Source organism: Candidatus Bandiella woodruffii (assembly GCF_034359465.1).
GTDB lineage: Bacteria > Pseudomonadota > Alphaproteobacteria > Rickettsiales > Midichloriaceae > NDG2.
In genome coordinates, this window is record NZ_CP110820.1 from 708957 (window position 1) to 727525 (window position 18569).

At 36.8% G+C, this 18569-nt stretch carries 23 protein-coding genes and 2 tRNA genes; 10 read left to right on the forward strand and 15 right to left on the reverse strand.

Annotation, left to right across the window (positions count from 1 at the left end):
* Positions 1 to 22: 22 nt before the first annotated feature.
* Positions 23 to 607 carry an IS6 family transposase gene (locus Bandiella_RS04370; protein ID WP_323733405.1) on the reverse strand — a complete coding sequence of 195 codons (585 nt, stop codon included), beginning with the start codon at positions 605 to 607 and terminating at the stop codon, positions 23 to 25.
* A 245-nt stretch (positions 608 to 852) separates the two neighbouring features.
* Here Bandiella_RS04370 and Bandiella_RS04375 point away from each other — a divergent pair, with 245 nt between their 5' ends.
* Positions 853 to 1410 (forward strand): hypothetical protein, encoded by a 558-nt coding sequence (locus Bandiella_RS04375; protein ID WP_323732538.1) that lies wholly within the window; start codon positions 853 to 855, stop codon positions 1408 to 1410.
* Here Bandiella_RS04375 and Bandiella_RS04380 read toward each other — a convergent pair.
* From Bandiella_RS04380 to efp, 5 genes are all read right to left on the reverse strand, one after another.
* Positions 1397 to 2160, reverse strand: a protein-coding gene (locus tag Bandiella_RS04380) for an IS5 family transposase (RefSeq protein ID WP_458693264.1) whose coding sequence is annotated in 2 segments (ribosomal slippage) — positions 1397 to 1800 and positions 1800 to 2160 — 765 coding nt in all. Because the reading frame shifts where the segments join, the coding sequence is not laid out codon by codon here. The genes Bandiella_RS04375 and Bandiella_RS04380 overlap by 14 nt on opposite strands.
* Positions 2161 to 2439: 279 nt before the next feature.
* Entirely contained in the window at positions 2440 to 4056 is a 1617-nt protein-coding gene (locus Bandiella_RS04385) for an LTA synthase family protein (protein ID WP_323732540.1), read from the reverse strand.
* Between the two features lie 323 nt (positions 4057 to 4379).
* The gene (gene grxD, locus Bandiella_RS04390) at positions 4380 to 4685 is read right to left on the reverse strand and encodes a Grx4 family monothiol glutaredoxin (protein WP_323732541.1); all 306 of its coding nucleotides are present in this window, start codon (positions 4683 to 4685) and stop codon (positions 4380 to 4382) included.
* Between the two features lies 1 nt (position 4686).
* Positions 4687 to 4923, reverse strand: a complete 237-nt coding sequence (locus tag Bandiella_RS04395) for a BolA/IbaG family iron-sulfur metabolism protein (protein ID WP_323732542.1) — start codon at positions 4921 to 4923, stop codon at positions 4687 to 4689.
* A 1-nt stretch (position 4924) separates the two neighbouring features.
* Entirely contained in the window at positions 4925 to 5488 is a 564-nt protein-coding gene (gene efp, locus Bandiella_RS04400; protein WP_323732543.1) for an elongation factor P, read from the reverse strand.
* Positions 5489 to 5640: 152 nt separating this feature from the next.
* Here efp and Bandiella_RS04405 point away from each other — a divergent pair, with 152 nt between their 5' ends.
* Both Bandiella_RS04405 and Bandiella_RS07545 read left to right on the forward strand, forming a co-directional pair.
* On the forward strand, positions 5641 to 6066 hold the full coding sequence (locus Bandiella_RS04405; protein ID WP_323732544.1) for an IS1/IS1595 family N-terminal zinc-binding domain-containing protein: 426 nt from the start codon (positions 5641 to 5643) through the stop codon (positions 6064 to 6066).
* Entirely contained in the window at positions 6015 to 6359 is a 345-nt protein-coding gene (locus tag Bandiella_RS07545) for an IS1 family transposase (RefSeq protein WP_407651266.1), read from the forward strand. The genes Bandiella_RS04405 and Bandiella_RS07545 overlap by 52 nt, the downstream gene beginning before the upstream one ends.
* On the opposite strand, the gene Bandiella_RS04410 is transcribed toward Bandiella_RS07545, so the two are convergent.
* From Bandiella_RS04410 to Bandiella_RS04425, 4 genes are all read right to left on the reverse strand, one after another.
* On the reverse strand, positions 6350 to 7276 hold the full coding sequence (locus tag Bandiella_RS04410; RefSeq protein ID WP_323732545.1) for a TerC/Alx family metal homeostasis membrane protein: 927 nt from the start codon (positions 7274 to 7276) through the stop codon (positions 6350 to 6352). The genes Bandiella_RS07545 and Bandiella_RS04410 overlap by 10 nt on opposite strands.
* A 208-nt stretch (positions 7277 to 7484) precedes the next feature.
* Positions 7485 to 9398 (reverse strand): molecular chaperone DnaK, encoded by a 1914-nt coding sequence (gene dnaK, locus Bandiella_RS04415; RefSeq protein WP_323732546.1) that lies wholly within the window; start codon positions 9396 to 9398, stop codon positions 7485 to 7487.
* A 270-nt stretch (positions 9399 to 9668) separates the two neighbouring features.
* Positions 9669 to 10907 (reverse strand): phosphopyruvate hydratase, encoded by a 1239-nt coding sequence (gene eno, locus Bandiella_RS04420; RefSeq protein ID WP_323732547.1) that lies wholly within the window; start codon positions 10905 to 10907, stop codon positions 9669 to 9671.
* 25 nt (positions 10908 to 10932) lie between these two features.
* Positions 10933 to 11004, reverse strand: a tRNA-Cys gene (locus tag Bandiella_RS04425).
* A gap of 87 nt (positions 11005 to 11091) precedes the next feature.
* On the opposite strand from Bandiella_RS04425, the gene Bandiella_RS04430 reads away from it, so the two are divergent.
* Positions 11092 to 11313, forward strand: a complete 222-nt coding sequence (locus tag Bandiella_RS04430) for a transposase-like zinc-binding domain-containing protein (protein WP_323732548.1) — start codon at positions 11092 to 11094, stop codon at positions 11311 to 11313.
* A 119-nt stretch (positions 11314 to 11432) separates the two neighbouring features.
* Positions 11433 to 11837 (forward strand): IS1 family transposase, encoded by a 405-nt coding sequence (locus Bandiella_RS04435; protein ID WP_323732549.1) that lies wholly within the window; start codon positions 11433 to 11435, stop codon positions 11835 to 11837.
* A 196-nt stretch (positions 11838 to 12033) separates the two neighbouring features.
* Here Bandiella_RS04435 and Bandiella_RS04440 read toward each other — a convergent pair whose 3' ends face one another.
* Positions 12034 to 13278: an FAD-dependent monooxygenase gene (locus Bandiella_RS04440; RefSeq protein ID WP_323732550.1), complete on the reverse strand. Its 1245-nt coding sequence runs from the start codon at positions 13276 to 13278 to the stop codon at positions 12034 to 12036.
* A gap of 288 nt (positions 13279 to 13566) precedes the next feature.
* On the opposite strand from Bandiella_RS04440, the gene Bandiella_RS04445 reads away from it, so the two are divergent.
* The 5 genes from Bandiella_RS04445 to Bandiella_RS04465 all read left to right on the forward strand — a co-directional run bounded on the left by Bandiella_RS04445 (position 13567) and on the right by Bandiella_RS04465 (position 16170).
* Entirely contained in the window at positions 13567 to 14169 is a 603-nt protein-coding gene (locus Bandiella_RS04445) for a DUF2460 domain-containing protein (RefSeq protein WP_323732551.1), read from the forward strand.
* Positions 14166 to 14495 carry a baseplate hub domain-containing protein gene (locus tag Bandiella_RS04450; RefSeq protein WP_323732552.1) on the forward strand — a complete coding sequence of 110 codons (330 nt, stop codon included), beginning with the start codon at positions 14166 to 14168 and terminating at the stop codon, positions 14493 to 14495. The genes Bandiella_RS04445 and Bandiella_RS04450 overlap by 4 nt, the downstream gene beginning before the upstream one ends.
* A 124-nt stretch (positions 14496 to 14619) precedes the next feature.
* Positions 14620 to 15342 carry a transposase gene (locus Bandiella_RS04455; RefSeq protein ID WP_323732553.1) on the forward strand — a complete coding sequence of 241 codons (723 nt, stop codon included), beginning with the start codon at positions 14620 to 14622 and terminating at the stop codon, positions 15340 to 15342.
* A gap of 20 nt (positions 15343 to 15362) precedes the next feature.
* Positions 15363 to 15713: a transposase gene (locus tag Bandiella_RS04460; RefSeq protein ID WP_323732514.1), complete on the forward strand. Its 351-nt coding sequence runs from the start codon at positions 15363 to 15365 to the stop codon at positions 15711 to 15713.
* 115 nt (positions 15714 to 15828) lie between these two features.
* Positions 15829 to 16170, forward strand: a complete 342-nt coding sequence (locus Bandiella_RS04465; protein ID WP_323732554.1) for a phage BR0599 family protein — start codon at positions 15829 to 15831, stop codon at positions 16168 to 16170.
* Between the two features lie 2 nt (positions 16171 to 16172).
* On the opposite strand, the gene kdsB is transcribed toward Bandiella_RS04465, so the two are convergent.
* The 4 genes from kdsB to Bandiella_RS04485 form a co-directional block, all read right to left on the reverse strand.
* The gene (gene kdsB / locus Bandiella_RS04470; RefSeq protein ID WP_323732555.1) at positions 16173 to 16880 is read right to left on the reverse strand and encodes a 3-deoxy-manno-octulosonate cytidylyltransferase; all 708 of its coding nucleotides are present in this window, start codon (positions 16878 to 16880) and stop codon (positions 16173 to 16175) included.
* Positions 16881 to 17022: 142 nt separating this feature from the next.
* Positions 17023 to 17098: transfer RNA gene (locus Bandiella_RS04475), tRNA-Lys, on the reverse strand.
* Positions 17099 to 17169: 71 nt separating this feature from the next.
* Complete coding sequence (gene ndk, locus Bandiella_RS04480) at positions 17170 to 17589, reverse strand: nucleoside-diphosphate kinase (protein WP_323732556.1); 420 nt, start codon at positions 17587 to 17589, stop codon at positions 17170 to 17172.
* A 177-nt stretch (positions 17590 to 17766) separates the two neighbouring features.
* A complete protein-coding gene (locus Bandiella_RS04485; RefSeq protein WP_323732557.1) occupies positions 17767 to 18561 on the reverse strand; it encodes an enoyl-ACP reductase FabI in 795 nt (264 codons plus the stop codon).
* Between the last annotated feature and the right edge of the window lie 8 nt (positions 18562 to 18569).

Consider the following 18569-nt stretch of genomic DNA (forward strand, 5'->3'; position numbering starts at 1 on the left):
TGACAGAGCATCTTTTTGAAAATTATGCAGCAGCTATGGATTGAGCGGCGTGATCCCAAATAGATTTAGCTTCGAAAAACATTTCTTTTTGCTTGCTAGAACTGTTAATATACCTGCCCACATCTACTGAAAATATGTTCCTTATTTTTCCCATCAAAGAAAGAGTTTGCTGTACCCCAGAAGGAGATTTGAATTTTATTAGGCATTTCTCTTTCCTGCGTGTTGGTTGGTGTGCATTTTCAACCCTATTATTTAATCCTTTATGGCGCCTATGCTCTGTTTTAGGGCACATTTCTTTTATAGGTTTGGTATAGCTTTTTAATTTATCTGTCACGATTACTCTGGGTACTGGATTTGATTGTAATAATCTTGATAAAAACCTTATCGCAGACTTTTTATTACGTCTGGTCTGTAGGAAGACATCTATCTCATATCCATCTTCATCTACAGCTCTCCACAAAATAAAATATTTACCGTTAATTTTAATGCTCATCTCATCCAAATGCCATTTATCCTTTACTTTCCTCTGCTTCTTCTTGATTATATCTAAAAACCTTTTTCCAAATTTAATACACCATGCTCTTATCGTTTCATGGCTTACTTCTATACCCCTTTATAACAACTCTTCTGCTACGTCTCTATAACTCAAATTAAATCTGTGGTACAACCAAACTGCATGTCCTATTATCACCATTGGATATCTGTATCTGCTCGCTCTTTCTTCCATTGTTTTTCTATTATTTTTTATTTTGCTCCAATTTACTATTTTTTCCCTCTTCTCTCAATACCTTTTGCACCTCAACTTTTTTAACTTGACGGTGCCTCCAGTATAAACAGCATGAACTAAAATCTGTGAAACAAGCAATCTTTAATACGCGACACAAATTGACAGAGTTTAATAACACGCTGCAAGAAAATGACAGCGTTGAAGATATGGAGGCACTGGAAAAGGAAATAGGAGTTATAGAAATACGGCTAAGCAATTACAATGAAGAGCTACAACAACATAACCAAGAATTGTTAGAGCTCACAAAAGAATTTGATGGATTGTCAGTTGACAGTAGATTCGAATATAAAACATACTCAGCTTTTTTTAAGTATAATACAAATAAGTTAGAGTTAGGGATTAAAGAATTGAACCAGAAACTTTCAAGAGTAGCAGAAGAAATTTTGATGATGGAAAGATCGATTGAAGAAAAGAAAAAATATTTAACAGAATTAGAAGAAGAATTGGGTTTTGTTATGACTGAGTCCCAAAATGACGAAGCTGTGCAAATGGATTACACAACTGAGACGGCAGACCTTTTATTAGAATCTACAGAAGGAAAGCAAGAATGGTTATGTACACCAAGGAAAACACCCACAATAAATCTTAGTCTTAATCTAGATAATGTCGTCATGAGATTTTAAGCCAAAGAGATAAGCATCTAATCTGAATTGCGGCAAGGAAAGAAGCTGAATTTTTAGCATATCTGGTTGCAATTCCCCTCCATCTTTTAAGATGAAGAAAGGTGTTTTCTACAATATGCCTTATTTTATATAAATCTTTATTGTATTTTCTCTGGGTGATTCTGTTCTTTTTAGGAGGAATAACAACTCTCATGCCCAATTCTTGGGCATGGTCAATTATGTAATTAACATCGTACCCTCTGTCGGCTAGTAAGTACTCAGCTTTCATCTCTTCAATAAGATTAACAGCCTGCTTGCAATCAGCTTCTGAGCCTTTTGTGACAATAACTTTGAGTGGCATACCATGTGAATCCACGGCAAGGTGAATCTTTGTATTGAGCCCCCTTTTGTACGACTCATATCTTGATTGCCGCCTTTTGCACCTGAAGCATGTGGATGCACTTTACTATGACTTGCGTCTATCATTAACCATTCCATATCAGGTTCTTTCACAAATATCTCCAATAAAGCCTCCCATATCCTTTTGTCTCTCCATCTGCAAAATCTTTTATGTGTATTTTTCCATCCTCCATATTCTGAAGGCAAATCTCTCCAGGGAGAACCTGTTCTTAATATCCAAAATACTGCGTTAATGAATCTTCTGTTATTATGTGCCAAACCTCCCCACGTACCCTCCCTTCCTGGCAAATGATCCTTTATCAAATCCCACATATTATCTGTTATATCATGCCTATGTAGCCCTAAATCCATTTTTACTCCTGATTTATCTTTTCTTTCATATTATACCACAAATCTCATGACGACACTATCTAGAATGTGCACCAAACAAACATCAAGACAATAGCAATCTTTCCACGGCCAGAACTGAGAGTGATTTAATTAATGAAGATCCCAACAATTACTGCCAAAAAACACTTAGCTATGATGAGTGACGCAACTAATATACCTCTGGTAAATCAACAAATTTATAGACGACAGAGAACTTGGAAAAGAGCTAGGAATATACTCCGATAACTTGAAAAATTGGTGTTATTTGCTTATATCTTTAAGCCAGCCGTTGTTTAATAAATGGCTAGCCGCTTGATAAAAAGTTACAGTGTCAAAGAGCTGGGTTTTGTTCACTTTATTTTCTTTTTGGTTGTTGGCTTGGTCAATATTATAACTCCAAACGAACTTTTTGGGCCCAAGCACAGTTAACGTATTCCCGCTATATAAGCCAAGTTTTTGATAAGTACTAATAAAAGCTCTGTTTGCTTTAAACTTTAAAATATCTTTCCCAAAAAATTTGCTTTTATATTCAACGTCAAGTAATCCAAGAAGCGTGGGGGCAATGTCAATTTGACTCGCTAAGTCATCAATTATTTTTGGCTTGATTATCTTTGGTGCATATATAAACAGCGGAATATGGTATCTGTCCACTGGTATATGCACTTTACCAGCACTGCCTGCGCAATGGTCAGCAACAATAATAAAGATTGTATTATCAAACCACGGTTTTTGTTTTGAGCGCTCCATTAATTGCTTTATTGCATAATCTGTATACTTAACTGCCCCAGCTCTTCCAGTCCCAGGTAGAATGTCAATTTTACCATCAAGATATGTATATGGCCTGTGGTTGGAGGTTGTCATCACCAAAGAGAGGAAAGGTTGTTTGGCTTTGTGGGATTTATCAGCCTCTTTTATAAATTTATTGAACAAATCCTCATCGCTTACTCCCCAAACATTTGAAAATGTTATCTCTTCTTGCGCAAAATCTGTGCGATCAATAGTTTTAAAATTATTATTCGCAAAAAAGTAGTTCATGTTGTCGAAATACCCAAAACCACCATAAATAAATTTGTTATCGTATCCCTCTTTTTCAAAAACATATCCCAAAGAGAATAAATTCTCATTGCTAGGACGTCTTAAAATTGAATTACCTGGAAGGGGCGGGATTGATAATGAAATTGCCTCAAGACCTCGCACTGTTCTTGTCCCAGTGGCATAAAAGTTATTGAAAAATAAGCTCTTAGCAACTAAACTATCAAGAAATGGGGTGATCCCTTCCCTATTACCAAAATACCCCATGAACTCTGCACTGAGGCTTTCCACAACAATTAGTGCTACGTTGTGTTTTTTTGACTTATTACCATTTGTTGAGGTGATTATCCTTGTAATATCGTTTGTGTCATTGGAAAGAAACTTGGCATTACCAGACGAGATTTGTTGGCGTAAATTTTTCAATACAGATTCTTGATCATAACTGAGGTAAAATTTATCATAGTCCAAAGTATTATTTTTAAATGCACTAAACAACCCATCTAAACCATTATATGCTAAATTTGTTGCATAAGCGTTACCGTCAAATTTCTTGTCTATCACATCTTTGGGATTAAAGTGATATGCCCCCATTAAACATAAAACAACAATTAATGATAAGTTTAAGACGAAGAGTTTTGATGTTCTAAAACGTTCAAACTTCCTGGCTATAGATTTTGCGACATAATAGAAAATCGGCACAAGGAAAACCAATGTAACTAAAATTTTGATGAGAGGATAAGACTCGTATATATTCCCAACCAGCTCTCTTTGATAAACCAGATAGTCAACAGCAATGAAATTAAACCTCACCCCAAATTCATCCCAAAAGAAGTACTCTGCAACCATTGTGAATAGAAGAGCGTAGATAAAGGTATAAACCACTGCCTTAAATATAAGAAAAGCGTACTTATTTGCGCGAATAAATCTTGGGATTAGTAGGTATAAAAAGGATAGTGGAACCGCTACATAAAAAAATGAGGCCAAATCACTAATTGCCCCAAAAGTAAAAATCTCAAACAACTGCCCCCAAGTGCAATTTAGCTGATCAAGATGGCAACTATGCCATGCAAGAATGCATCTTGAAAGTGTCATTATAACAAAATAAGGTACTGCAAAGTATGATAAAAATGAGAAATATTGTGAATGTCTTTGCATGATCGGGTTGTTTTTTAGATCAACTGTTGCAGTTCACCACTTTCATACATCTCCCTCACAATATCACACCCACCTATGAATTGGGCTTTAATGTAAAGTTGTGGAATTGTTGGCCAATCTGAATAATCTTTGATGGCCTGCCTCAAATCATCATCTTCCAAAATGTTTATGCCGACGAATTTCACTTTTAATATGTTTAATATATTCACGACTGTAGCCGAAAATCCGCAAGCAGGAGCTTCAGGCGTTCCTTTCATAAACAACACAACCTCATGTTCGTTTAGAACTTGTGTAATTGCTTCGTGTAAGTTGTTATTCATTTTATTCCTTTTTGATGTATGTTTTTATTGAAAGAGCATGTAGGTCTGCACCCAACCATTCTTTTAACACTTTATGGACAAGCCTATGTTGCTCTATTTTTGATAGACCACTGAATTCTTCGGTTGTAATTTTGAGCTCGTAGTGATTGTTGTCCCCAACTGTATCCGTCAGTTCAAGATCGGCGTTAGGGAAATTGCTCTTAATTGCGCTATAGAGAGTATTATGATCAATTGGCATACTACTTTGCCCTTTCCAAATATTTCAATTCCTTAATATCCACCACAATTTTATCTCCCTCATTGATGAATGGAGGCACCATAATTCTTGCACCATTCTCTAAAACTGCTGGTTTATATGAAGAAGCTGAGGTCTGTCCTTTCACAACAGGTTCGCATTCTTTCACCACAACTTCTGCTGTGGACGGTAAAGAAGCAACTAGGGGTTCGCCATCATGAGTCTCTAAAATCACAACCATTCCCTCTTGTAAAAAAGATGCCTGCTCACCAAGCAGTGATTGAGGAACTGTTCTTTGTTCATATGTTTCTTGATCCATCAGAACCAACCCATCTCCTTCTTCGTACAGGAATTGATGCGGTTGTTGGTCCAGCTTTATTCTCTCTACATCTTCTGAGCTTCTGAACCTGTGGTTCATTTTTGTGCCCGTTTTAATTTCTTTCATCTCAACTTGGATGTAAGCCCCTCCTTTGCCAGGTTGGGTATGCATGGTTTTTGAAACGACCAAATATCTGTTATCATGAAATATAACGTTTCCTATTCTGATATCATTTGCACTGATTTTCATTTATACCATCCAGTATTTTTCTCGCTTTTAACATAAAATTTAAAAATATACTATATCTTGTTTTGGTAAACTTTCAGGGAGTGTTTTAAAAGGGATAGGAAAGAAGAAAAGAATGTGATATAAGGAGAGGGAAGGAGAAAAGAAAGGGAAAAATGGAGAAAATAGAATGTAAATATTGCAAAGGGAAAGAGGTATCAAAAAATGGATATGCAAGGAAAAAGCAGAGATACAAATGTAAGAGTTGTAATAAAAACTTTACAGAAGGAGATGGTAGGAAGAATTGGAAATATGGTAATAAAGAGAGGAGCATGGTGATAAAGATGTATCTAAATAACTGCGGAATTAGGAGGATAGCTCACATATTAAATATCCCGTTAAGTACAGTATTTTATTGGATCAAACAAGCAGGGAAAGTAGTAGATGAGATGGTGACGAATCAAAAGATAGAGGGAGATAAGAAGCGTATAGAGATATTAGAGATGGATGAGCTATATACATACGTCAAAAAAAAGAGAATAAAACAAGAATATGGACTGCTGTCGATAGGGACAGATTCAAAACTGTTGCGTTTAAAGTAGGTTCAGGTGATAAAGAAAATTACGTAGATTTAGCTCGTGAGCTAGGAGAAAAATACCAAATTCGTTATATGTGTACAGATGGGTATGAGGTCTATTGTCATTATAAAATTGCTCAAATACATCTGCAGACAAAGTCTGAAACTTGTTTGGTTGAGAGCTTCAATTCCTCCTTAAGGGATATGCTTGCTAGATTAAATCGCAAGACTAAACGCTTTAGCAAGTGTTCTGAAATGCTAAGATTATCCCTTGTTTTATTTTTTAACAAAGCTTTAGCTCTTTCTATCTATTTATGAACACTCCCAACTTTCATTATCATTGAAAAGATGACCGAGAGAGCTATAAAAATTACTGTGACTAATATTGATATGTAATTAGAAAAGTGAACTCCAAAGAAGCCCAAAATCATTTTTGCTCCAATGTAAACAAGCATACCCCCTATTCCATACTTCAAGTATTTAAACTTCTGAATTGCGTTAGACATAACAAAATACATAGACCTGAGGCCTAAAATTGCCAAGATATTTGAACTAAATGCTATAAATGGGTCCTTAGTAATTGCAAGCACAGCAGGGACTGAATCCATTGCGAACACCAAGTCTGCTTTTTCAATCATTAGCAATGCAAGCGCTAAAGGTGTGATGAATAATTTTTTATCTTTATGAAAATATAACACCCCTCCTTTATTGTCTTGACTATAATTAAAGTATCTTTTGGTTATCCTGATGACCAGATTGTCATCCATAGTAGATGAATCGTAGGAGTTCATAAATGGCAGTTTATAGCCACTATATATCAACAAGAAACCAAATAATAAAAACACCCATTCAAACATGTTGATAATATAAAAACCACATGTAAGCATCAATAGTCTTAATACTATCGCACCTAAACCCCCTATAAATAACACTTTGTGTTGGAACCTTGGCTCTATATCAAAATACTTAAAAATGAGAATAAAAACAAAAACATTATCAACACTCAGAGAAAGCTCAATACAATATGCCGCAACAAACTCCACCGCCATATCAACACCAGCATGAAGGTATATCACACTCCCTATAGTTGCCGCCAACATAACCCACAACGATGATAACGCCAATGCCTTTAACATGCTGAGCTGTTTTGAATTCCTTGAAGCAACGCCTAAATCAACAAATACAGATAGCACTAAAATTGCTATCAAGGAGACCCAATAATAACTTGGAAACATAAAAGTTGGCTACTAAATTAACATATTACTTATAACCTAAATCCTTCAAGAGCCGAGTCTTCAAAACAGAAGTAAGCGCTTTACCCACACCATCGCACAGATGGCAAAGTTTGAAGCCTTCTGAAATTTTAGAACCAAACTCTTGAAATATGTATAGCATAGACTGGTTACCCAATAACTCTAATAGCTAACCCTGTTGAACGCAAGATCATTTAGAATTTTTATCTTCTGCATCTTTAACTTCCTCAAACTCAGCATCCACTACTTTTTCATCTTCATGGGAAGGTTGACTACTCTCTGCTTGTGGGGCGGATTGCTGCTCGTTCCCATAAACATGCTGCCCTATCTTCATTGCAGCTTGGTTTAGAGCTTCAACTTTACTATTGATGTCATCAACATTTTCCGCTTCCATCGCTGTTTTTAGGCTCTTAATTATATTCTCCACCTCTTCTTTTTCCGCCTGCGGAATTTTATCTCCGAAATCCTTTAAACTTTTTTCGGTCGAATATATTAGGGAATCAGCTTTGTTTCTTGCCTCTATTATCAACTTTTTCTCCTCATCCTTACTTGCATTCTCTTCTGCATCCTTGATCATTTTTTTAATTTCATCATCCGATAAACCACCAGAAGACTGTATAGTAATTTTTTGCTCTTTACCTGTACCTTTGTCTTTTGCTGAAACGTGAAGTATCCCATTTGCATCCACATCAAAAGTCACTTCAATTTGCGGCAACCCTCTGGGAGCTGGAGCAATTCCTTCAAGATTAAATTGACCAAGCATTTTATTATCTGATGCCATTTTTCTTTCCCCTTGAAAGACCCTAATGGTAACAGCGTGTTGATTATCTTCAGCAGTGGAAAAGACCTGGCTTTTCTTGGTTGGGATAGTACTATTCCTTTCTATCAAAGGCGTCATAACGCCTCCCAAAGTTTCGATTCCTATTGTAAGTGGCGCCACATCAAGTAAAACTATGTCTTTCATGTCCCCACTTAATACAGCCCCTTGAACAGCAGCGCCTATTGCAACAACTTCATCAGGGTTAACACCTTTATGTGGCTCTTTACCGAAAAATTCTTTCACTTTTTCTATGACTTTCGGCATCCTTGTCATGCCACCAACCAAAACCACATCATGAATATCGGACGCAGACAGGCCAGCGTCTTTTAAGGCTGCTTTGCATGGTTCTATGCTTCTTGTGATTAGGTCATCCACCAAATTTTCGAACTTAGCTCTTGTGATTTTTACATTTAAATGCTTTGGTCCTGATGCATCCGCTGTAATATATGGAAGGTTAACATCTGTTTCCAGTGCGTTAGAAAGTTCGATTTTAGCTTTTTCTGCAGCTTCTTTTAGCCTTTGTAGGGCTAATGGGTCTTTCATCAGATCAACCCCGCTACTTTTTTTAAACTCTTCACATAAGTATTCCAACAATTTCAAATCAAAGTCTTCACCACCCAAGAAAGTATCACCATTAGTTGCCTTAACTTCAAAGATCCCATCACCTATCTCAAGAATTGACACATCAAAGGTTCCCCCACCAAGATCATAAACAACAATAGTTTTATTCACATCTTTGTCAAGCCCATAGGCAAGAGCTGCAGCTGTTGGTTCATTTATAATTCTTAAGACGTCAAGCCCAGCTATTTTGCCAGCATCTTTAGTTGCCTGTCTTTGAGAGTCATTAAAGTATGCTGGAACGGTAATCACTGCTTTCGTGACTTTTTCCCCCAAATAATCTTCGGCTGTTTCTTTCATTTTTTGCAGAATCATCGCACTAATTTGGCTGGGAGCATATTTATCGTTCTTCACTCCAACCCATGCATCTTTATTTCCGGCTTCTATAATCTTATATGGAACTTTTTTTGCCAGCTCTTTTGTTTTTGGGTCTGAGAAGTTACGTCCTATTAACCTTTTTACCGCAAAAATTGTGTTTTCTGGGTTTGTGACAGCCTGTCTTTTAGCTGCTTGCCCAACTAGCTTTTCCCCCTTTTCAGTAAAAGCAACTATAGAAGGAGTGGTTCTTGCGCCCTCTGAGTTTTCAATAACTTTTGGGTTGCTGCCATCCATGATAGCTACACACGAATTGGTGGTACCTAAGTCTATGCCTATTGTTCTGCTCATGATAATATTTCTAATTATTGACTTATACGTCCTTATATAGGAAGAAAATTTTTTAGAACAAGATCGGAGAGCAAAAATTTTATTAAATCAATGTGCTGATATTATACGAGAGCGAAAGGCTTGCCATTTGCGATTTCAAAACTTCTTTCTTTACAAATTGTCCAAAACTCAGGCCATCTAAATTCAACTCTTGATGGAGGGACTAATTAACTTTTCACTCACTATCCTATTTCAGACATAAAACCTTTGCATACAACCTTTGAGACAAATTTACTGATGTTTAACAATCTCTTCAATTCTCATCAGTTCATTATATTTGCAAACTCTGTCGGTTCTTGAAATTGAACCAGTTTTTATATACTGGCTACTTGTTGCCACAGCGAGATGTGCTATAGTAGTATCTTCTGTTTCTCCAGACCTATGAGATATAATGTTGGTGAAGTTGTTGCTTGCAGCCAAATCTATACTTTTGAGGGTTTCTGTCATGGTTCCTATTTGGTTGATTTTAATCAATATTGCATTGGCTAGGTGTTCGTCAATTCCCTGCTGTAATTTCTTGGGGTTTGTGACGAACAAATCGTCTCCTACTATTTTTATTTTTTGCCCAAGTCTCTGTGTGATCATCTTCCATCCTTCAAGATCGGTTTCTGATAATGGGTCTTCAATCGATATTATTGGATATTTACTGCAAAGTTCTTCATAAAACTTTATCAGTTCAAGATTTGTCAACTGCACGCCCTCGGACTTTAGTTGATATCTACCGTTTTGATATAATTCATTGGCAGCAACGTCCAGAGCTAAACACACATCTTTTTCCAATTTATACCCAGCGACTTCGATTGCCTGCACAATTAAATCAAGTGCTGCATTTGTTGATTTTATATCTGGCGCAAAGCCCCCTTCGTCGCCGGTATTCACCTTGTAACCACCTATTTTCAATATCCCCCTTAGACTGTGAAAAATCTCGCAAGCCACTTTTAAGTTTTGATTGATATCAGTATATTTCACTGGGACTATCATAAATTCTTGTATATCCAAGCCATTGTCAGCATGGACACCTCCATTAATTATGTTCAGCATGGGCTTTGGTAGCGTGAAGCGATTGTTAGTGGTAAGTGTTTGGAACAGGTGTTTACCCATTACAGAGGCTCTTGCCTTGGCAAAAGCTATGGAAATTGAAAGTATTGTGTTCGCTCCTAAAGCAGACTTGTTAACTGTGCCATCCAGATCAATTAAAAACTGGTCTAGCTCTTCTTGGGATTGAAATGAAAAATTCAACATGTGTGGGCCAAGCTCTTCATTTATAAGGTTTACTGCTTTTAGAACGCTTTTTCCGTGATATCCTTCATCACCATCTCTCAACTCAAGAGCTTCATGCATCCCCTTAGATGCTCCACTTGGGATAGAAGCTCTGCCAAAATAAGAATTGTTTAAGGTCAAATCTGTCTCTATAGTAGGCAAGCCTCTACTGTCAAAGATTTGCCTCGCTTTTATGCCCGTTATTTTCATATTTTCTCATAATCAATTGGCTGCGAGGCCGAGGCCAGAATCGAACTGGCTCGTGGCGGATTTGCAATCCGCTGCATTACCACTTTGCTACTCGGCCGATGAACGAATACCCTATTCTAAATCTGAAAAATCGTCAAGAGTAATTATTTTGGGAGTGTTGCCATAAGATAGATAAGATGCTAAAATGAATATAGCGAGCAACAAAGAAAATAGAGATATGAATACAGAGTGTAAAAAATGCAGTAGCAGTAAATACGTTAAGAATGGTAATATTAGGGGTATGCAAAGGTATAAATGCAAAGAGTGTGGATGTAATTTTACAAACACTAAATTAAGAGGCTGTTCGCCAGAGATGAAGGCTCTGGCAGTGTTATTGTACAGCATGGGGAAAAGTAGCTTTAGATGACTAGGGAAATTATTTAAAGTAGCTCATACTAGCGTATATAAGTGGATAATACTGTATGCTAAAAAGATACCAAGACCAACAGTGCCGGAAGAATTGAGAGAAGTTGAAATAGATGAGATGTGGCATTTTGTAGATTCAAAAAAAACAAATTATGGATATGGAAAGCCTATAGTAGGGAGCTCAAGAGAGTTGTTGCCTGGGTGGTTGGTAAGCGTAACGTTACAACCTTTAGAAAATTGTGGAAAATCATAAGTAGAGATAATTGCACTTATTACACAGACGCTTGGTCTGTTTATTCAGAGGTTATACCTCGCCATCAACATGTTGTTGGCAAACAACATACACTCTCAATTGAGTCCAATAACTCAAACACAAGGCACAGAATTGCAAGAATGACCAGAAAAACAAAGGTAGTTTCAAAATCTGAAGAAGTTGTCGATCTTACGATTAAGCTCTGGGTACATTTTGAGGATAACAATAATTTCCTAAGTGAGCAGGGCAATTTTATATCTATCTTTGGCTAACACTCTGATAAGTTTTAAAATCGCAAATAACAAGCTTCGTGCTTACACGCGAGCCCCCAGGTTTGCATTCACTCTTTCTATTGGTATTTACCATCAAATCTGTAAAGGTTTTTCACTAAAATTTATGAATTTGAGCAGACTTTTATGTACTGATTTCCTAGCTTCACTTTACTTCAGCCTATTTTGACGGACAGACTTAATACTTATACCCAGAAGCATAACTCATAACATATTTTTTAAGTGGGGAAACGTTTTTTATAATTTGTATACCAGCTCTCCTTAGTAGCTGAATTGGAAGGAAATCAGAGGCAAAAATGCCGTTTATGTTGTGCGTGCTACTGATCATCAAATTGATATCAAAATCTCTTTGTAGGCTATACCTAGAAAGCATACGCTTAGAACCTATGTCCAGCCCCAGGCTTATATTCTCATTAATGAGTTGAGCTAAGAGTTGTATGTCTCTAAGCCCAAGGTTTAATCCCTGTCCCGCAATTGGGTGGATACTATGCATGGCATCACCACAAAGCGCGGCTCTAGACTCTGTATATTTTTTTGCATATATTAGGTGAAGGGTGAAATACGCAATACTGGAAGCCAGCTTTATATCTCCTAAGCAATCACCCAGCCTTTCCTTCACAATATATTCAATATCACGACCTGATTTTGAAGCTAATAGCCTACCTGTACCGCCACTACCCGTTATTATAATACCAGATTTATGCCCACCAACTCGAGGCAACACTGCAAAAGGACCTGTTGTCAACAGCCTTTCAACTGCAACGCCCCTATGATCAACTTCGTGCTCTATATCACATATAATCACATCTTGATTATAATTGATGTTTTTGGTTTCAATGCCCAGAATTTTTCTGGTTTTGGAATGTTTCCCCTCTGATACAAGTAATAAGTCACACAATAATGTAGTTCCATCAGATAAATGTAATTGATTGTGATGGGGACTGTAAATTATACTATTGATTTCTACGTTTTTATATAGAGTTATATTTTGATGCCGTTGAACTTCTGCGATTAGGGCTTTTGCTATAATTCTCTCATCGAGCATACAGCCAAAATCGTCCCGACCTATCTCTTTGGGGTCAAAGATCAATTGCTCATGATTGTTGTGATCTCCGATCAATATTTTGTTAATTGGTTGAGCATGCTCCTTTAAGACCTCTAAAATACCAGCTTTTTCAAAGATGTCCAAAGATGCAGCAGCTATTGCAAATAATCGGCTAGGCAATTGGCCTAGGATTTCTGGTGGATTATATACCCCAAATCTTTTGTTGTCATGCCCTCTTTTTTTGCCAATTCCCAAAACGTTCCGAGCATATATGTCAGTATTATTCAAAACAGCAACACTCAACCCACTTTTAGCCATTAAACACGCGAACGTAAGCCCTATACATCCAGCACCACTTATAATAAGATCATATTTCATTTTAAGCACCTGAAGTGTGGCATACAGACGACAGATGACCGCAAAAAAAGCTGGGAATATGAGTGATTAGCATGATGAGGTTATAAAAGTACGCAATGAAGCGCGAAGTCCCAAATATTTTGAGGCCAATTTTTAAAGTTAGCGGAGTATAATACATTTCATATCCAATAAATTTCCCTCATATTATATTATTACGGTAACAGTGCATAGTAAATTTTGCGTCCTACTTCCCGATATCATTAATTCAATTAAAATAGCAAATATAGCAAAATTTATCGAGCTAAACATATGAAAGAATTCGATGAAGTAAGGTTTCCTGAAGACATATCTTATGGAGCAACTGGAGGACCGGAATATTTTACAAACATTATCTGCACAACAAACGGCAAGGAGTATAGAACCTTAAACGGAACAAATTCAAAAATGCGTTATAACATATCATATGCTGTTAAAACTTCTTTACAGATGGAAAAGTTGGTGACCTTCTTTAGAGCAAGGAGAGGGAGAGCAGTTGGCTTTAGATTGAAAGATTGGTGTGATTATAAAGCAGAGATGCAGTTACTAGGGATTGGAGATGGTATTAACAAAGCTTTCCAACTAAAAAAGATATATAAAAGTGAGGAGAGCACATATGAAAGGATCATCTACAAACCAGTTATAAGCACTGTGATTATCTATGTTAACAATGAGGAATATACTGGTGGTGTTGAAGTGAATCACCAATCTGGCGAAATAAAGTTTGAATCTACAGTTGGACTTGGGGACAAAATTTTCGCAACTTTTGAATTTGACTTACCTGTGAGATTTGATATTGATCATTTACCAATCTCAATCGACGAACACAATACATATTCCAGCAAAAACATAAATTTAGTTGAAATCAGGCTATGAGAAAGGTTAATAATTACGAAAGCAAACGTGTGTTTGGGTATTTCATCTGTTGGCATGTTTTACTCGAAAACGGTATAGAGCTTTGCCTAACAGATTGTGAGCATGACATTGAAGTAGATGAGGTAAAATATCTTGCAAAAAGTTTGTTAAGCTACACGGAGATAAGAAAAAATGCTGAAATGTTAGAGGACACTAATGAAATTACTGGAATTATCGACAACAAATTGATAAAAGAAGCTGACATCTTAAATGGGAAATTCGACAACGCTCTGCTGTCAATTTATTTAACCAATAATCAAAATTTAGAGCAAATTTTATTAAAATAGGGGCGATAAGAATACATCAACACAACCAGTTTTACGCTTCTATAATCTCACTTTCTGACAAGCTAAACTCTAATATAACTCAGTTCTTTTCTCCCTACTGCCGGGCAAAGTTTTGTGATGATAGGTGTGGACTAAGCAAAGATGCTTATACAAAACAGGGGCAAATAACAACGCTGATCAGCAAAAATTCTTTTTTGGGAGTGTTGCAAGATGGAATAAAGAAAGGTATAGTGGAGTGGATTACAGAATAAAGAAGAGAAAAATGTCATCAGCGCATCAAATAATAATGGTATGTTTGGATCAATTGGTTGGTAGTGAGCATCAATATCGCAAATTTAAGGAGCTGTTTAATTTTGGGGCAGCAGAGCAAGAGCTGAAGGGAATTGAATCTCCTGCTAATTATAAGGGATATGGTGTTTTACGTTTATTTAAATGCTTGTTGTTACAGTTTATGGAAGATTTGTCAGATCGTGAACTAGAAAGATATTTGAGTGACAGTGTTGCAGCCAAGTGGTTTTGTGATTTTGATTTAACCGAAGCCACACCTGATTATAGCGTTTTTAGTAGAATCCGCTCAAAGATAGGAACAAATTTGTTATCAAAAATCTTTGCCATTTTTAGAGATCAACTAAAATCTCAAGGATATATGAGCGAGGTATTTACTTTTGTTGATGCAAGTCACTTGATCTCCAAAGCTAATTTATGGGAAGAGCGGGATGAAGCCAGAAAACAAAAATATGAAAAACTTAACAACGAAGTCTTGCCTAAAGTCGCACATGATAAACAAGCCAAAATAGGGTGCAAGGGTGGTAGTAAATTTTGGTATGGCTATAAGAAAAACATGTAAGCGTAGATATTCAATCCGGAATGATCAACAAGGTTGCTATAACGCCTGCTAATGTTACCGATGCAAAGGGAGTTGCGCATGTTTTACCAAATAGTGGAGCAGTTTATGCTGACAAAGGGTATTGTGTTGCACCAGCAAAGAATGCAGCTAAAAGCAGAGGTATTCATTTTTGCGCCATCAAGAAAAACAATATGAAGCAAAAGAATTTTGACCTTGATCGATACTATACTTCCATAAGGGCTCCGTTTGAGAGGGTGTTTTCTCAAGATAATAAACGATTGCGATACATAGGAATTGCCAAAAATCAGTTTGCTGAATTTATGAATGCTATCTGCTTTAATTTAAAACGTTTAACGGTTCTTACTGCCTAAGCTCATAAAATCACGCTTCGCAGAATCAATAAAAAGCTAAAAATTACCATATCCCACCTCAAAGAAATCTTTTGAATTCTTGGGGAAACCAGTTTTTTGTTAATTTTTTTAGACCATGGTCCAAACTTCCTTAAATCAAACCATCACATTTATCCTTATTTTATCTTTCAACGCTCCCTTTTTGGATGAGGCCAGGCAGGAAAGCGCTTTTTACTATAATGATGGGATAATTAAGTTTTTATCTGGGACGAATAAGGGTATAAGTTATGATATCATCAATTTTAAGGACAAAATTGTCCAAGTTATGCTGCCACCTCTGCAACAGCTTAATGTAAATGATCAATACGAGATTACCGCTGGGTGCGACAAAAGCTTTACTAAGTGCGTCAAAAAGTTTAATAATGCAATTAACTTCCGCGGAGAACCACACATATCAACCGTGATAAAAAATTTATAACCTCAACTCTGTTTTAACAAGTCTTCTTCCACGTCTATGCTAATGTTAGGATCGTCAACTACAGCCACTTTAATTTTCATGCCATTTTCCAAAGCTCGTAACTGCTCTAAACTTTCTTGTTTTTCCAAATAAGATGGAGCCATTGAAATAAAGCTTTTTAATGACTTAGGGTTGAACCCATAAATACCTACATGCTTATAATTTTTATCAAACTTTATCGGCGATCTCGTGAAATATAAAGCCATATTTTGGTAGCTCACGATCGCTTTCACAACGTTTGGGTCATCAATTGAATTCTTTTCCGATATTACAGTAACAGCAGTTGCAATATCAACATCACAATTGCTCTCGTCATTTAATAAGTCATTTACAGCAATTATTGTTTGCGGGCTTATATAAGGCATATCGCCTTGCAAATTAATTATATAATCATATTCTTGATCCAGTGCATCATACCCTTGAAAAACCCTATCCGTCCCAGATTGTAACTTGGAATCAGTGGCAATGTAATTATATCCATAGAGCTTCACCAAATTTTCCAGCTCCTCGTCACATCCAGCAATCACAACATCTCCCAAGTTTGCCTTAAGCGCCTGTTGATACACCCTAATTACCATAGGCAATCCATCTATGTTGATTAAAGGCTTTTTAGGCAATCTAGTAGAACCAAGCCTTGCTGGTATAATAATAACTGTTTTTTTTGAAGACATTACAACAACCTGAAGACAATTTTGGCACACTGAGCGAGACGCAAAGCGTGGCAACCCCACACAAGCAACAAGCAAAGTGGTAACAAATTTAAGGTTATCCAACTATACAAGGACACTTGCAGTATTTTGTCTATAGCATGGATGGTGATCCCGACAGGATTCGAACCTGTGACCTACTGATTAAAAGTCAGTTGCTCTACCAGCTGAGCTACGGGATCTCAAAACTAACGAATTGTAACATATAGTGCAGGCTAAAACAAAGCTTTTTTCACTATATGCTTTAATTAATTCATCTAACGATTTCAGTTTCAGCAAAGAAAAATGCGATTTCTTTGCATGCATTATCAAAAGAATCAGAACCGTGTACCGAGTTGGCCTCAATATCCTGGGCAAATTCTTTTCTAATAGTACCGATTGCAGCTTCAGCCGGATTTGTTGCCCCCATCACTTCTCTATTCTTCAACACTGCATTTTCACCTTCCAATACTTGAACAACAACAGGAGCAGAGATCATAAAGGCAACCAAGCTATTGAAAAAAGGCCTGTCCTTATGAATATCATAAAACGCTTTTGCTTGGGCTTCAGTCAGCTGGATTCTTTTTTGTGCAACAATCCTCAACCCAGCCTCTTCTAACTTTGCATTAATTTTGCCAGTGATGTTTCTTTTAGTGGCGTCTGGTTTTATTATGCTAAACGTTTTTTCTATCATTTTTTATTTACTAAACTAGTTTATTACCCAAGGGAGTTCTTTTTATACATGGTTCGCTGCCATTTGTATACTCTTTTTTGCTGGATGCGCAAGGACTTTTTATATCGTAAACAGATGGGTCCTTAGGCTTACAACTCACTAAAAGAAGTAGAAAGCAGAAGATTGTTACTCTTTTCATTATGAATTACCAGATAAATTCTTAGGAGCACCAATCACATTATACCCCGCATCCACGTGCATAATCTCACCAGTTACACTTGATGATAGGTCACTAGCCAGATAAACAGCTGCGTTGCCTATATCATGAATCGTAACATTTCTTCTTAACGGCGAATTTTCTTCGTTAAACTTAAGCATACTACGGAAATCACCAATACCAGAAGCAGCCAAAGTCTTAATTGGACCGGCAGAGATTGAATTAACGCGGATACCAAGTTCTCCCAGGTCTGCAGCAATATATTTCACACTCGCTTCTAATGCAGCTTTGGCGACTCCCATAACGTTATAATTGGGAATAACCTTCTCTGCTCCGTAGTAGGTTAGCGTTAATATACTTCCATTTGGACTTAGAATTTCTGCAGCTTTTTTTGATGTATACACGAAGGAGTAGCATGAAACATCAAGGGTGTTAAGGAAATTTGCTCTTGATGTGTCCACATATCTGCCCTTAAGCTCCTCTTTATCGGAAAATGCAATGGCATGAATAAAGAAATCTATTTGTCCGTGTTTATCTTTGATCATTTTAAATGCCCCATCAACCGATTCTGGATTGGTTGCATCACATTCTATTAGAGTATCTGACTGCAATTCATCAGCCAACGGACGCACTCTTTTTTCAAATATCTCGCTTTGGTAGGTTATAGCAAGCTTTGCACCATGTGCGTGGCAAGCTTTAGCTATCCCCCAAGCAATTGATCTATCATTTGCAAGCCCCATTATTAGCCCGACTTTACCAGATAATAAGCTTTTCATAACCTTTA